Annotated in this window: 16 protein-coding genes; 8 read left to right on the top strand and 8 right to left on the bottom strand. The window is 35.4% G+C overall.

The genetic code is table 11. From position 1 onward, the window contains the following. The first annotated feature begins 1 nt into the window (after position 1). Entirely contained in the window at positions 2–1,990 is a 1,989-nt protein-coding gene (locus ACFSQS_RS15050; RefSeq protein WP_388020807.1) for a hypothetical protein, read from the top strand. After that, positions 1,991–3,370: an RNA-binding domain-containing protein gene (locus ACFSQS_RS15045; protein ID WP_388020804.1), complete on the top strand. Its 1,380-nt coding sequence runs from the start codon at positions 1,991–1,993 to the stop codon at positions 3,368–3,370. Between the two features lie 14 nt (positions 3,371–3,384). Here the strand turns inward: ACFSQS_RS15045 and ACFSQS_RS15040 are convergent, their stop codons facing one another. From ACFSQS_RS15040 to ACFSQS_RS15005, 8 genes are all read right to left on the bottom strand, one after another. Beyond that, positions 3,385–3,747, bottom strand: coding sequence for a hypothetical protein (locus tag ACFSQS_RS15040; RefSeq protein WP_388020801.1), 363 nt, complete (start codon positions 3,745–3,747; stop codon positions 3,385–3,387). 7 nt (positions 3,748–3,754) lie between these two features. Beyond that, on the bottom strand, positions 3,755–4,591 hold the full coding sequence (locus ACFSQS_RS15035; RefSeq protein ID WP_388020798.1) for a DUF4138 domain-containing protein: 837 nt from the start codon (positions 4,589–4,591) through the stop codon (positions 3,755–3,757). A 32-nt stretch (positions 4,592–4,623) separates the two neighbouring features. Further along, positions 4,624–5,553, bottom strand: a complete 930-nt coding sequence (gene traM / locus ACFSQS_RS15030) for a conjugative transposon protein TraM (RefSeq protein WP_388020795.1) — start codon at positions 5,551–5,553, stop codon at positions 4,624–4,626. A 31-nt stretch (positions 5,554–5,584) separates the two neighbouring features. Beyond that, positions 5,585–6,199: a conjugal transfer protein TraK gene (locus ACFSQS_RS15025; RefSeq protein ID WP_388020792.1), complete on the bottom strand. Its 615-nt coding sequence runs from the start codon at positions 6,197–6,199 to the stop codon at positions 5,585–5,587. A 20-nt stretch (positions 6,200–6,219) separates the two neighbouring features. Further along, on the bottom strand, positions 6,220–7,062 hold the full coding sequence (locus ACFSQS_RS15020; protein WP_388020789.1) for a hypothetical protein: 843 nt from the start codon (positions 7,060–7,062) through the stop codon (positions 6,220–6,222). Between the two features lie 2 nt (positions 7,063–7,064). Then, the gene (locus ACFSQS_RS15015) at positions 7,065–7,640 is read right to left on the bottom strand and encodes a conjugal transfer protein (protein ID WP_388020786.1); all 576 of its coding nucleotides are present in this window, start codon (positions 7,638–7,640) and stop codon (positions 7,065–7,067) included. Between the two features lie 5 nt (positions 7,641–7,645). Continuing rightward, complete coding sequence (locus ACFSQS_RS15010) at positions 7,646–10,048, bottom strand: TraG family conjugative transposon ATPase (RefSeq protein ID WP_388020783.1); 2,403 nt, start codon at positions 10,046–10,048, stop codon at positions 7,646–7,648. 271 nt (positions 10,049–10,319) lie between these two features. Continuing rightward, entirely contained in the window at positions 10,320–10,607 is a 288-nt protein-coding gene (locus ACFSQS_RS15005; protein ID WP_073243663.1) for a hypothetical protein, read from the bottom strand. Positions 10,608–10,795: 188 nt separating this feature from the next. Between ACFSQS_RS15005 and ACFSQS_RS15000 the strand changes: the two genes are divergently transcribed. From ACFSQS_RS15000 to ACFSQS_RS14975, 6 genes are all read left to right on the top strand, one after another. After that, entirely contained in the window at positions 10,796–11,425 is a 630-nt protein-coding gene (locus ACFSQS_RS15000; protein ID WP_073240404.1) for an N-acetylmuramoyl-L-alanine amidase family protein, read from the top strand. A gap of 212 nt (positions 11,426–11,637) precedes the next feature. Further along, a complete protein-coding gene (locus ACFSQS_RS14995) occupies positions 11,638–12,012 on the top strand; it encodes an ArsR/SmtB family transcription factor (RefSeq protein ID WP_246906207.1) in 375 nt (124 codons plus the stop codon). Beyond that, a complete protein-coding gene (gene merTP / locus ACFSQS_RS14990; protein WP_073240406.1) occupies positions 12,009–12,608 on the top strand; it encodes a mercuric transport protein MerTP in 600 nt (199 codons plus the stop codon). Before ACFSQS_RS14995 ends, merTP begins: the two co-directional genes overlap by 4 nt. Next, entirely contained in the window at positions 12,608–12,814 is a 207-nt protein-coding gene (locus ACFSQS_RS14985) for a GDCCVxC domain-containing (seleno)protein (RefSeq protein WP_073240407.1), read from the top strand. The genes merTP and ACFSQS_RS14985 overlap by 1 nt, the downstream gene beginning before the upstream one ends. Before the next feature lie 35 nt (positions 12,815–12,849). Then, the gene (locus ACFSQS_RS14980) at positions 12,850–13,260 is read left to right on the top strand and encodes a Fur family transcriptional regulator (RefSeq protein WP_246906203.1); all 411 of its coding nucleotides are present in this window, start codon (positions 12,850–12,852) and stop codon (positions 13,258–13,260) included. A 67-nt stretch (positions 13,261–13,327) separates the two neighbouring features. Next, on the top strand, positions 13,328–15,511 hold the full coding sequence (locus tag ACFSQS_RS14975) for a TonB-dependent receptor (protein WP_246906198.1): 2,184 nt from the start codon (positions 13,328–13,330) through the stop codon (positions 15,509–15,511). Position 15,512 lies beyond the last annotated feature (1 nt).

Below are 15,512 nucleotides of genomic sequence, written 5' to 3'. Positions count from 1 at the left end.
AATGCCGAAAAAGAAAAGAAACATACTATTAATAGAACCTGGATATAAAAATAAATATCCGCCAATCGGTTTGATGAAAATTGCAACGTATCATAGGATGTTGGGAGACAACGTTGTTTTTTACAAAGGAAACGTAAAACAATTCATCTTCAATCAAATTCTAGAAGATTGTTTATTCAAGTTAAATGAGGTCTGCCCTAAAATTGATTGGGGAAAACAAATAGGTGACATTTCAAAATACCTAAAGTCTAATCATTCCACAAAGCGTGAGGCACTTTTGCCTAAACCTAAAATGGAGGATGAAAATTTTGAAGAAATAACTGGTCAGGTTCCTTTAGTTGAGATGTGGCTAAAATATTTTGGAGACTATTTTAAAAATAAAAAACATGAAGATGAGCCCTTATGGGACAGGGTTTATGTGACCACACTTTTTACATTTTACTGGAAAATTACGGTAGAGGCCATTCACGAAGCGAAAAGCTTAGTAAAGAATGTTAATGAATTGAAAGTTGGCGGTGTTTTGGCTTCTTTGTTAGCTTCAGAAGTAGAGGAAGAAACAGGAATAAAACCGATGACTGGTATACTGGATAAGCCTGGAATGCTTGATAGGGGCAATTCAATTATTGTTGATGATTTGCCATTGGATTATTCTATTCTGGACGAGATTGATTATAAATATCCAACTGGGAGTGCATACTTTACCTTTATGACCAAAGGTTGTACCCGGACTTGTGCCTTTTGTTCTGTGCCCAAACTCGAACCAACGTACAAAGAAAAGATACCTACAAAGGACAAATTTGAGAAGATTAAAGAATTGTATGGAGAACAGCAAAACCTTCTTTTGATGGATAACAATGTTCTCGCCTCGCCAAAATTTCCTGAGATTATTCAAGATATAAAGGATATGGGCTTCGTCAAGGGCGCTAAATTTATAGAGCCGAATCAACTTGATATAGCCATTCGAAACTTGAAAAGAGGAGATAACGATATAGCGTATATAAAAAAATGTCATTCCTTATTAAAAGAGTTTTTAAATAAGAGAGTAAAAGGCGGAACTCAGCAGACTGTTTACGACATCTACGATAAATTTGGTCTTTTAAAAATCGAATCTGTCAGTAAAGAAAATCTGCTTGATGCTTATATAGAATTAAAGGATTTATTTGAACGATACAGAAATAAGGCACCAAGGAACAGGTATGTAGATTTTAATCAAGGAACGGATGCTCGTTATGTTACCGATGAGAATATGAAGCTCATCAGTGAGATACCAATTAACCCTTTAAGAATAGCATTCGATTATTGGGGGCTTAAAAAACAGTATGAAAAGGCTGTAAGATTGGCAGCAAAATATGGCATTAATAGACTTTCAAACTATTTGCTTTTTAACTTCAAGGATAGACCAGAGGATTTATGGAAAAGAATGCATATCAATATGGAGCTGTCAGAAGAATTAGATATTCATATTTATTCGTTTCCGATGAAATATATTCCGTTATTCGGTGAAGAAGCGAAACATCGCTCATATATTGGCAAATTCTGGAATAAGAAATTTATAAGAGCAATACAAAGTATCAGCAATGTGACAAGAGGGATTGTTCCGCCAGAAAGAAGCTTTTTTGAAAAGGCTTTTGGAGCTACTGAAGATGAATATTTTGAGATTATGTATATGCCAGAAACATTCATCATATACAGAAAACTTTTTGAAGAAGAGTTGCAATTGACGCCTAAATGGAAGACGATTTTCAATGCTATAAAGTCAGACGAAGCTTTATGGGAAGAAGCCAAACCTATTCTTGAAAGCAGTGAATTCTCAAATATTGAAAGTGAAACTGACAATCAAGTTTTACTCAATTTCTTCGAATTTTATAAAATCAAGAGAGAAGATGTGAAGAAGAGCGATAAGGAATATACCAGATTGAAGAATAAATTTGACCATTTAATTAAGTCTGACCAATTTATTGATTTGACTTTGACATATGATTACGAATAAATGCCAGAAACAAACCGTATAGAATGCAAACGTGAACTGTCCGATGGGCTTGAAAAAGAGGTTATTGCTTTTTTGAATTATCGCGAAGGAGGCATTCTATACATAGGTATTGATAAAGAAGGGAACACTTATGGTTTGGTAGATGCTGATGGTGACCAATTAAAAATCAAGGATAGACTCAAAAATAATATCCGTCCTTCAGCACTTGGTTTGTTCGATATTGTGAGTGAAGAAAGGGACAACAAGAACATCCTAAAAATCATTGTGGCCAGCGGTCCAGAAAAACCATATCATCTTAAAAAATACGGGATGAGTGAAAAGGGTTGTTTCATTCGTTTGGGTTCATCAGCTGAACCAATGCCACAAAAAATGATTGACGAGCTCTTTGCCAAACGTACCCGAAATTCCATCAGCAAAATTAAAGCGGGTCGGCAGGATTTAAGCTTTAGCCAGTTAAAGATTTACTACGAAGAATCTGGATATTCACTTGGCAAAACATTTTCAAAGAATTTGGAATTACTAACCGAAGATGGTGCTTTCAATTATGCCGCCTATCTTTTGGCAGATAAAAACAATACCTCTATCAAGGTTGCTAAGTATTCTGGCACAACTAGAACAGACTTGATAGAAAGCAACGAATACGGTCACGAATGTTTGGTAAAAGCTACTAAACAGGTAATTGATAAAATTGCCGTAGAAAATAGAACTACAACAAAAATTACATCGAAAGAAAGGCAACAGACTAGTCTCTGGAATCCCATTGCATTGCGAGAGGCTATCATCAATGCCTTTGTGCATAATGATTATACAAATGAGATTACTCCAAAGTTTGAAATCTTTACCGATAGAATTGAAATCACATCGGCTGGCGGTCTTCCGGAAGGGTTGAGTAAGCAAGAATTTTTCGAGGGCTTTTCAGTTCCACGTAATAAGGAACTGATGCGTATTTTTAAAGATTTAGAATTAGTAGAACAATTAGGTTCTGGTATTCCTCGTATTTTAGGACATTATGGAAAAGAAAGTTTTAGTTTTTCCGATAATTTTCTAAGAATGACTTTTGCTGTTAAAGAAGAAACTAATGAAACTGCTGTTAAAGTTGATGATGAAGAAGCTATTCAAAAAGGTGGTGTAATAGGTGGTGTAATAGGTAGTGCAAAAGGTGGTGCAATTGATGCTACTGAAACTCTTACTAAAAGACAAAAAGAAGTACTTAAACTAATTGCTGCTAATCCTTCAATAACATATAATGATATAGCCGAAGCTTTAGGTATTAATGAATCTGCCGTAGGAAAGCATATTACAGCAATAAAGAATAAAGGATTTTTAGTACGTCACGGAGATACTAGAGGTTATTGGGAAATTAACCTTGAGAAAAATTAAATTAAAACTTCTTTTTAAAAAGGCCCTTTTTCCCTCGGACCTTTACTAGTCACTTTCCATTGGTCATTTTCTTTAACGAGTTTAAAGATGCCCGACTTTCCATCAAAAGACGTTTTATATTTTACCCAGGCAATTTCGCCTTCAATAGCCTCATCCAAAATTTCTACTTCGATTTCTTTGTCTGACTCTGGAAGCATATTTTGAACGGTAATCAAACTAGCATATCCATCTGATGTTGTATGCTTTTTTAGAGCTGACTCATCTTTTGTGAAAAAACTTTTAGCAACAGTTTGTGCTGTTTCGGTGTGTGACATATTATTATTTCCAGCGCAGGAAATAAATAGAAGTACGATTGAGCAAATGAGTAATCTTTTCATAATATTATTAATTTGGGTTATTGATATATCTATGTGATATATTCAGTTTTATATTGCGTTCGCCATCATTCTCATTTAATTCCAAAATTGCCCTACGGTCATTCGATAACGAAAATTTGGGCATTACATAAACAAACCGTACCATTTTGCCTTCTGCAATTTTTGAAGGCAGATGATGCTTGTAAATAGGCTCTTGATACAAACTCTGTAAAGATTTCTTTTTCCCTTTTTGTCGAGTCTCGATGGAGAGGTTCAAGAAATTCAAATCGTAATCCATCGTAGAATTATTCTCAATCTGGATAACGAAGTAGAGTTCTTCTTTATCAAAAACAACATTTTTAACATTCAAGACAATGCCTTGTGTTCGCTTCTTAATCCGACCAATACGTTGGTTTCTGTTAAGAAGATAGGAGCAGAATTTTTGATAATAGTAGGTTCTGTTATCTATATTTTTTTCAGAAGTTACAACCTGAATCGAATCGATTTCTATTGGTTTTTCATTCCCTATACTATTTGATAATGGAATGAAATAATTGAGCTTTGATAGCTGCTTTTTATATCTTACAATATACGAAAAAATTGCGCCATTTCTGTTGACTACCAGTAGATTACTTTCTTTCCCAGGCTTTGCCTGAAGTAATCCGAAATACTGTTCTTTTTCACGATTGTAGGTAAAGACAAAATTGTCTGAACCGGTTATACCCTGTCGTATGGGTTCTGGAAAAAATAGCGCGACATTTTTAGTGTCGTTTGCGTAAATGGTATCGAGTACGTGTGTTGCTTGAGCGTTAGCTTTCGCCAAAGCGGTAATAATTATTGCTGAAATAATGATATGTTTTTTCATAAGAGCGCGTTTTTAAATGCCCATTATGGGCCTCATAGTTTTGGTTTTAGAATTAATTTGTAGTTGTTAAGTACTGTTACCTTCACACTTCGATTGCGACGTCTAAATACCTGTGTAATTCCGCCTACTTGTGGAACGGTTGGAATGTTGATATCGCCTATAACATCATCCAGTACTTCCGTAGTAGCTTCTGCACGAAAATTGTTTTGCACATAGATACCTTCGCTACCATCCAACAAATCGAAAGCTTTAAGCTTGGTAGGATGATGCTTTATGTTTTCAATCTCGATTAAAGCACGATTTGGCTGAAAACTGATAAACCCAAAAACAGGTGTATTCCTTGGCATCAGCTTCCCATTAATAGTTGCTGATTTGGTAAGGCGCATTCGTAATCGGGTATTTGCTTTGACAATCTGGTCGCCATCTACAACCACATAAATAGTTTCATCTGTATTGCCTATTATTGAAACTTCGTTGGGTTTAGGCGCAGCGGCAAAGAACAGTTGATGTTCCAGTCCCAATTCTTTAGCTTCAATTTTTTGTTCTCGCCTTATTTCGGCAGAATCTATTTGCTGGGTATTGTTTTGAGTAACTTTCTTTTGCCCAAGGTTTCGATACTTCTTTTCAGAGTATTGAATCTTACCAGCATCATAAATACTATCTACAATGCGTTCTTTTTCTCGTTCCGGAAGGTCAGGGTCATAAAAGCCCAAGGAATCAATCAGTTTTTCGTCATAGATGCTGGGCGCATTATTTTCTCGTACTTCCTTTAAATCATTTATGGCATCCAATTTTGAATTATACTCTTTTTGGTTTTCATCCAAATCGGGTATCAAGGTCTGTTCAAGGTTTTCATTCTCACTTTCGTCATCGCCCATTACCATCATAGAATAGGAAATTAGGAATATGAAAATCACAACCAATACAGCTGCAAATACAATTTTGTTCTTTTCTACTTTCATAATCGTGGGTTTTTAAATGCCGATTATCGGCTCAACTTTCATCGTTTAGTTTTTTTAATGTATTCTCGAAATAGTTTGTAATCAACAATCCGTGGGGATTGTTTGGAAAGTTTCGGTCTACTGGAATTAAGTTTCCACTAGAAACAAGTTCGTAGGTATCTATGATTGAACCTCTATTAATTTCAAAAATGGTAACAGTTCTAAAAACGTATGTTCCGTTTTGTTCTTCGATTTGTGAATCAATGCTCAGTACTTTTTGAACTAGCGAGTATTGTAGCAAACGGTTATAGACACCATCCGCTTTTTTCTGACGATATAGATTGTCCACGGAACTATTACCTAACCAAAGTGCCTTTTCTAAATTACGCTCATAATTACTGGCGTCGATATTATAGAAGTAGTTGTGGAACAGGTCTAAATGTGCTAATGCTTCTACCTTGAAATTTTCTTTTTGTGTGACGAGCTTCAGGGGGATAATACTGCCATCAGTATTAATAGCAAAAGCACTATTCAGCGCTTCTTTATTCGTTTTAAATGCCATCCAAAGTGAAAAGGTGCTGGATAGCATTGCAAAAACGACAACTGCCAACACGATAAATCTGTTCAACTTTAAGACGTTGTATATGTTCTTATAAGGTGTTTTCATAATTTTATTTTTAATCTGCCTTAGGCAGTAAACAATCGGAGGGTAAACGATGTGGCACGTTTGTATAATTTGAATTTTAGAAAAACAATGAAGCCAACTGACCCAAGTTGCACCACAGGCGCAAAAAAGCCCTGGCCAACATCTGTCCCAAAAAGGTTTGTCCAGAAGTTCGTATTGATTTCAGTATACAGCGCATTTACAAATACATTGACCAAAAAGAAAGCCGGCACCAACATATAGACAGCAGCGTACAATTTGAAAAAGGTATAAGCAAGCGAACGGAATTTTTCAAAAACCGCCAGACTTATTACGAGCGGGAAGAAGGCTTGCATTATACCCAAAAGGAAATAGCGTTCAGCAAGAAATAGTGGATAGATGAACAAATCCAGAATCCAAAGAAAAAGGCTTATGATGAATGCGAATATTTTGAAACCGTAAAGTGGTGTGACCAAGGCTTCGTATAACAGCGTCATTGCCGCTTGTGCAACCTCGATGATACTTACATCCTCTTCAATAGGAATATCCTGCATTTGTAAAGGCAATAAAGCTGGTGCTGTACCACGATATTGCGCTTCAATAGAAACCAAGATACTATCGAAAAAGCCCAGGACCTGTGTTGAAAATATGACCAGAAGAACAACAGCAAAATTCTTGGTCAATTCTCCTGGGCTTAATCCCCAAGTATAACCATCTTTATCCGCAATGCCTTCATTGTATTTTTTAAGGATATTGACCAGAAAGAACAAAACGGCAAGCGTTTTCATTCCTGCAATAGTATATTGCGAGAAACTGCTGTTCTGTATGGTTTGAAACACTGCGTCAACGTATTCCAGTCCAATCCCTAAAAGTACGGTTGCTGTCATTATTAATATTCTGTTTCTCGGTTATTCACTTTATCCTGCATTTTTCTAAAGGAAATGATATCACGATAGCGCTTAGTTTTTGTCTTGATATTGGAAACCATTTCTTTTGATTCCTGTTCTTTTTGCTTTAGGACTTCAGCACGTTCGGCATCAGACATTTTAAGATTATCGCTAGATAATATTTCGCCCATAAAATCAACCGTGTCCAAAGAGTTTTGGACTATGGCATCAAATGATTCTGCAACCCGTGTAACTTCCTCGGGCTTGATGTAAGGCGAGTTTAAAATATCCTGCAAATCATTTTGCATTACATTGATAAGGCGTTGATTGTTCTGTGCTATTTCCTGAACCGCCCTGAGTTGCTGTACCACACTTGATACTTTCTCAATACTTTCTTTTGCATCTTTCAAGAACTTTACGGACTTGATAAGTTGTGAGGTTTGTTTTGCTGATTCCACTAGCGATTTTACCAAACTTACAAAGTTGGTATTGTCATAAACTGGCATTCCCTGGCACGCAGCGCGTGCAGGCAATAAAAAGATGAATGCCGTTGCGATAATTAAGATTTTTGTTTTCATATTTATTATGTTTTAGATGTGAATTCTTTAATAGCCAATTCCATATCATTGGTCTTTTCATAAATGGCCATTATGGCCTCGTTTTCCTGTCCATCGGTTAGGTAGGCTGCGTACACTTCTTTAGGAACTTCAAGCCTAAAAATGTTGCTTTCCTTTCCTATTTTGATGAACATTTCGGTATACTTCCGTGGTCCAGAAAGATTGTTTTTGATGGATTTTAATTGGTTTAAATCGTGGCTAGATAGATTGAGCCTTTTGACCAATTCGTCATAACCTTTTTCATTGTTTAGGCTATAAATGACTTGTGTGTTTTCTAGTATGCTTGCCGATGTTGAATTGTTGGGAAGCTGATTTATGGATTGAAGAATAATGCCTATCGCACCATTCTGTTTACGAATCGCTTGATAGTAGAATTCAACACTTTCCAGTACGTTTTCGAACTTCAGTTGCTTTGCAAACTCATCGAAAAGGATAATGCCTTTTTCAGCTCTGTTTTTCCATATCGTTCTTTGGATGGCTGACTTAATCAGCTTCAACATAACGGACAAGATTTCCTTGTTATCCTTTACTTCATCCAGCTCAAAAACAATCAATCGTTTATCCTCAATTTTATAGGTCTGGTCTTCACTTACTTCAAAAAGGAAGCTGTATAGACCATCGCCGACATATTCGGACATTACGTGCAAGAAGCTTGTAATATTGAAGTAGTCGGGATGGATTTTTAAGGTGTCCAGAAGGTCTTTCTGATTCCTCTCTATAAAGTTGTAGAAACCATCTAAGGAATGATTTTCTGAAGTATTATTGTAATAATGGCGTAGTATCTTTTTAACCGAAACCGATTGTGCTTTGGTAACTTTTAAATCTGAGGCGAAAAGTTCAAACAAGAAAACGGACAAGTCTTCCAAACGTTCTGGTGTTAGGTCATTTTTATCACTTATATAAAAAGGATTGATGCCTAAATTTTTGCCACTTTCATAGCGAAGCACAGTATATTTTTCGGGATAGAGTTTGGCAAATTTGGTGTAGGATCCACCAAGGTCAATTATGACCAGGCGGACACCACTTTCAAAATACTGGCGCAGAATGTTATTTGCCAAAAAGGACTTGCCTTCGCCAGTAGGTGCAAAAATGGCAAAGTTTCTTGCCTTAATGCGCTTCTTGCGTTCGTCCCAAACATCTTTAAGAACAGGCACATTATGTTCCCTATCATTAAAGATGATTCCGGTAGTATCAGAATTATAATTGGTGTTATTGATGAACAGGCATAAAGCGTGTTTTAAATCGGTAACATATAAATCGTTATTTGAAAAGTTTGAAGAAAAACAGCAGTAACTATTTAGGATATAATTCTTTCGTTCCTCACCTCTAGGATAGTAAGGAATAATGTCTAGTTCCTTAAACTCGGTCTTTATTTTTGAACCGATTCGACTTAAATTTTCTGGGTTCTTGTCCCAATAGATGATGTTTAAATGACCTCGAATAATACGTGCATTATCATCAGCGTTGATTTGGTCAAGGATATGCTGAATTTTACCGAGGACTACTTTATTCTGCGAACCGAAGTTGGAACTTTTATTAAGTTCTTCAACTTTCTTATCCAGTAGCTTGCGCCACTTCTGTTTGTCATCCAGATAAAGGATTTGATTGACAATATGATTTTCATTAAGCGTAAGCCCTAAGCCATCAATAAACCCTTGATGAAACACAAAATCGTCAGAAGTGAATTTCTCATTGGTCTTGCTACTCTGTACACTTTCGCCAAAACACAGTTCGCTATTGATAGCCAGGGCATCAAAATGGTTTTCGCCAATATTGACGCTTTTTTTATCTAATATGATATCGGTGTCAAACCCTTCATTAAAACCATTGAAATATCCATTCGTTAACTGCTGAATATCTTTCGCTTTAAGCGAAGCAAATTTCATTTTTCGACTATTGTTTATGAAGGAAACAGAATCACTAACAGAACCGACAAAGCTCTTAACGTTGTCATCCAATTGTTGTGTAATCCCTTTGGAAACTTTACGGAAAGGGTTGACATATTTTGAATTGTTCAGCGCTTTATTCTTAGTGAGCGTAAAGAACAAAAAGCAACGATGTTCCATATAATCACGTCCTTTGAAATGGTCGTGTGTCGCTTTTTCTAAAAACGTTGTATTGGGAAGTGCTTCTGAATTGTATGTTTTTTTAAGATATATGTCCTGCTTTTGCACTACAGTACCAATAGGTAATGATTTCAAAGCCTGAAACCAAGAACCGTGTATATCTTCAAAGTCTTTTTCGGATAGTGAATAAATTTCTGGTAACGTACCTTCATAGCACAGGACAACATTACCATTGTTGGCAAATATGATATTGTCTTGAATATCTACAATAGGTTGATATGCTGAAAGATTAATCTTGTTCATAGTTGAAGCCAGAGTTTCTTTTGTTACTTATTATTCTCGGAAAAGCATTAGCCATCTGAAAAATTTGTGGGTTATGTGTTATTCTCGTTAAGGCTACGTACAAGGCAGCATTAAAAACGAGTATTCCAATTATTATCCCGAAGCTGAAAGAGAAGATTATGATGAGCAGCGAAGCCAAAATGGAAACCATCATTAACGCAAACAGGGAAATAGGCAGCCCAAAAATGACCGCCCGTTTCCTAATGTTTTTATAGACCTCGAAGCGTTTCATCTATACTACGATTCCTATTAGGTATGTGAAGATGCCGACAACTGCGCCAGCAATCAAAACAAACACTAGCACTCTGGTAATCCCTTTTTTAAGGTCTGCATTTTCCCCAAAGAAATGCCCTGCATTAAACAGGAAACCAACTAAAAAAATGACACCAAGTAAAATTGGAAAGATGGTACGTATGGTATCGCCCACATCATTAACGGAATCTTCAATGCCACCAATTTGTGCAAAAAGTGATGTTGAGAGCAACGATAAAAAAGTTGCTAAATAGATTGATTTTTTCATAATAAAACTGTTTAAATTTTTATTCATTTTCTCTTTCTGAAATTTACATATATTTGTACATAAATAACTGAAAATCAAATATTTGTGAAAAAAATATTATTTGAAATCAATTGAATTTAATTACTATTATTTGGCATCAAATTCTATGATTTTTTGAATGGAAATTGTTGATAACCTAAAAACTGAAAATGAAAAAAGTGCTCAAAAACGTCAGTTTTGTCTTTTTGCTTCTAAAAATGTGTATCGTTTTGGGACAAGAGACAAGTACTAAAAAACGAATTATAATTGATGTTGGACACGGTGGAAAAGATACCGGTGCGATAGGCATAAATAAAATCCAAGAAAAGGATGTTGTATTGGATATAGCGAATGCCATTTTGAAGCTGAATAATAAATTAGATACCCCTTTGGATATTTATTTAACCAGGTATACTGATACACTCATTTCGTTATCGGATAGAGCAAAACTGGCCAAAGCTCTAAAAGCCGATTTGTTTGTGTCGCTGCATTGCAATCATTCAGATAATCCAGATGCAAGAGGGATAGAAGTTTATGCTTCACAAAAGGGAACAAATAATTCCAAAGAATCTATTTATACAGGTTATCAAATTGAAAAAGCACTTTGCAAAGCCATAGGATATAAAAGTAGAGGAGTGAAGTTTGCAAATTTTCAGGTACTACGTGAAACTATTGACTATTGTACTTCGGTTCTTTTGGAACTGGGTTTTTTGAGTAATAGGGATGAAAGCAGTTATATTTCTGCTTCTAAGAATATCAAATTAATTGCCTTAGCCATTTTATTATCTATTAAAAACTAATACTATTATGAAAGATATATTTTTAGAGTTGACAAAAAGTTTAAAAGCTATTGTACTACAATTTATTGCAGAAGTAGTTTTATTATATAAGTCTTTTAGAAACTAGACTACTGCCATTTGTTTCTAGCAGTTCTATTAATCAAATAATTGCTATATTAAATATTATATATTTAAGTGTTTGCTTAAATAATAAAATAATGTAACTTTGCTTTATGGACAATAATTCTTGCATAAGACAACAAGCCGATTTAGAACAAATTAATCGTTGCAAAGACACGGTTTCGGAATTAAACGAATCGTTCGACTATTTGGCGAATGGACTTTCATTAGTTGGGAATAGCGTAAGACTTAAAATACTATACCTACTCTTTGAAGAAGATAGGCTTTGCGTTTGTGATTTAAGTGATATTCTTGGAATGAATATTTCGGCCATTTCCCAGCATTTGAGAAAAATGAAAGACCGAAATCTATTAGAAACCGATAGAGAAGCCCAAACGATTTATTACTCATTGACCGCTGAATATGAAAAACTACTCAATCCGTTTTTCGCAATACTTGATAAGAACAAAGTTTTAGAAGCAATATGAAAAGTGAAAATAAATTAATTGGAGCAGGCTTGCTAACTGCAATTACAGCTTCCTTATGCTGTATTACGCCTGTTTTGGCTCTTATCGCAGGAACAAGTGGGATTGCTTCAACATTCTCTTGGATAGAACCTTTTAGACCTTACCTAATCGGGCTTACAATTTTAGTTCTTTGTTTTGCCTGGTATCAAATGCTAAAGCCTAAAAAGGAAATCGATTGTGAATGTGAGACAGACGAAAAACCAAAATTCACACAGTCCAAAACTTTTTTAGGAATTATAACTGTATTTGCAATAGTAATGTTGGCATTTCCATACTATTCAGGAATTTTTTACCCAGACACGGCAAAACACATTATCGTAGTAGATAAATCGGATATTAAAACAACTGAATTTAAAATTAGTGGAATGACCTGTGCGGGTTGTGAGGAACACGTAAACCACGAAGTAAATAAACTCAGCGGAATCGTGAGCTCAAAAGCATCATACGAAAGTGGAAATGCAATCATTGAATTTGATAAAACCAAGACCAATGAAGCGGAAATTGAGAAAGCAATTAATTCTACAGGTTATAACGTGACCGACAAAAAAGAAAAATAATGGAAACTATATTGACATCTGAAATAACTTGCCCAAACTGCGGACATAAAAAAGTAGAAGAAATGCCAACGGAATCTTGTCAATTCTTTTATGAATGTGAGAGTTGCAAAACGGTTCTAAAACCAAATGAAGGAGATTGTTGTGTTTATTGTTCTTACGGAACTGTGCCTTGTCCGCCGATTCAAGAAAACAAAAGTTGTTGCTGAAAAGACAATACTCTAAAAAATGATATATTAGGAAAATGCAAACGGAAGAAGAAATCCTAAAAATAAAAAAAGTAAAAAACACCGCAGTACGAACGGTTGTTCTGCGCCATCTTTTAAGCCTAGAAAAAGCTCAATCATTAAAGGATATTGAAAATGCGCTGCCCTATACGGATAGAAGTTCTATTTTCAGAACACTAAAAACATTTGAGGAAAACAAAGTTATCCACAGCATTGAAGATGGCTCTGGAATGACCAAATATGCAGTTTGTGCGGAAGGCTGTAACTGCGACCCAAAAGATTTGCACTATCATTTTTATTGTACTAACTGCGACAAAACGTTTTGTCTTTTCGACGTTCCTATTCCCAATATTCAACTTCCAAAAAATTTCAAGTTGCAACAAGCAAATATGGTCGTGAAAGGCCTGTGCGACAACTGCAACAGATAATCTTTGCAATCGAGTTGCGGTAAATGCTAAATACATTTGCAATATTCTTAAAAACCAGAATAAGCAAATGAAAAAAGTATTTTTAAACACATTATTTTTAATGTTATCAATTATATCATTCGCACAAACGAGTGATATTTCCATTTCTGTGAGCGATGCCGAAACAGATGGGCCATTATTGGGAGCGACTGTATATTTTGAAGAATTAGAGAAAGGAGCAGTAACAGATTTTGACGGAATTGCCACATTTACAGAAATCCCAAATGGAAACCAAACCGTAAAAATTTCATATGTAGGTTTTAAAACCATTGAAACCACTATTGAGGTTGGCACAAAAAAAGAGTTCTCTTTCAAGCTCGAATCGGGAGGAAATGAATTGGATGAAGTCGTAATACAATCTTCAAGAAGTACACGAACTGTTAGAAAAATACCTACGAGAATAGAATTTATAGGTGCGGAAGAATTAGGCGAAAAAGCAGTAATGAATCCGACTAATATTTCAATGGTGCTTCGTGAAAGTACCGGAATACAAATGCAACAAACCTCGTTAAGTAGTGGAAACACCAATATTAGAATTCAAGGTCTCGATGGACGTTATACACAACTTTTAAGAGACGGATTTCCTTTGTATGGTGGATTTTCAAGTGGTTTGAGTATTTTACAAATTCCGCCTCTAGACCTACAACAATTTGAGATAATAAAAGGAAGTTCTTCTACACTTTATGGAGGAGGGGCTATTGCGGGTTTAATAAATATGGTATCAAAAACACCTGATGAAGAACCATCTTTGGATATTATGCTAACTCAAACACAAGCGTTGGGTAGTACAGCAAATGTCTTTTATAGTAAGCGAAATGAAAAATTTGGAGTTTCATTATACAGTTCTGGTCATTACCAAAAAGCGTATGACCCAGAAGATGATGGTTTCAGCAATCTACCAAAAACAACTTCGTTATCTTTTAACCCCAAATTCTTTTATTATCCTTCAGAAAAAACAACTTTTTGGATAGGTTTAAATGGAACTTATGACGACAGAATTGGTGGAGACATTACAAAAATTGAAAGTGGCGAAAATGGGATTCATCAATATACCGAAGAAAATCTTTCTAAAAGATTGAGCAGTCAGGCTGTTTACGAAACACAGATAGATTCGGTCAGTTCATTGAACATCAAGAATAGCATCTCATTTTTCGATAGAAAACTATCTATTACCGATTTCAGTTTTGACGGCAAACAAACCAATACATTCACAGAAATCAACTATCAAAAGGCATCCAAAAAAACCGATTGGATTTTTGGTGCAAATTTATACACATCTAATTTTGATGAAAATGATAATGCGACATTACAACGAGACCAATCAGACGTTACTTATGGAGCATTTGTAAACAACATTTACGACGTTTCAGATAGTTGGATTTTAGAAACAGGATTAAGAGCAGACTACAATACAGATTTCGGTTTTTTTCCACTTCCAAGAGTTTCCTTGCTTTACAAGAACGACAGCGGATTTTCGAGCAGAATTGGTGGTGGATTAGGTTATAAAATTCCAGATATTTTCACCGAAGAGGCGGAATATATCAGTTTTGAAAATGTACTTGCTATAGATAAATCTGCTTTAAAGGCAGAACGTTCCTATGGTGTCAATTTTGATGTGAATTACCAAACAAGGTTATTCGATGTGGTAGGTTTTAGTGTTAACCAACTCTTCTACGTTTCAGCTATTAACAACGGGCTATTATTAAATTCAACAGACGATGGATTTTTTATGTTTGAAAATGCAACCGATAAAATAATAAGCAAGGGAGCGGAAACCAATATTAAATTTACGTACAAGGATTTTAGATGGTTTTTAAACTATGCACTCATTGATACAAAGCTGAACTATTTGGCAGGAAATCCGCAAAAACCGCTCACAGCAAAACATAATGCAGGTAGCGTTTTAATGTACGAATCTGATAAATGGCGCATAGGTTATGAAACTTTTTACACAGGAAAGCAGTTTTTGTCTAATGGCACAGAAACCACGGATTTTATAACTATGGGATTGCTTTTAATGCGCAATTTCAAATGGGGAACAACCTTTGTAAATTTTGAAAACTTTACAGACAGAAGACAAAGTAGGTTTTCACCTTTGGTTTTGCCACCACACGACAATCCAGAATTTCCAGAAATTTATGCGCCTACGGACGGTTTTATTTTTAGTGTAGGAGTAATTATTAAACCTTTTGGAAACGAAGATGAAGACTAAA

The organism is Gelatiniphilus marinus (assembly GCF_042684345.1).
In the GTDB taxonomy this organism is placed as follows: Bacteria; Bacteroidota; Bacteroidia; order Flavobacteriales; family Flavobacteriaceae; genus Gelatiniphilus; species Gelatiniphilus marinus.
This window is presented reverse-complemented; position numbering and strand designations above follow the sequence as displayed.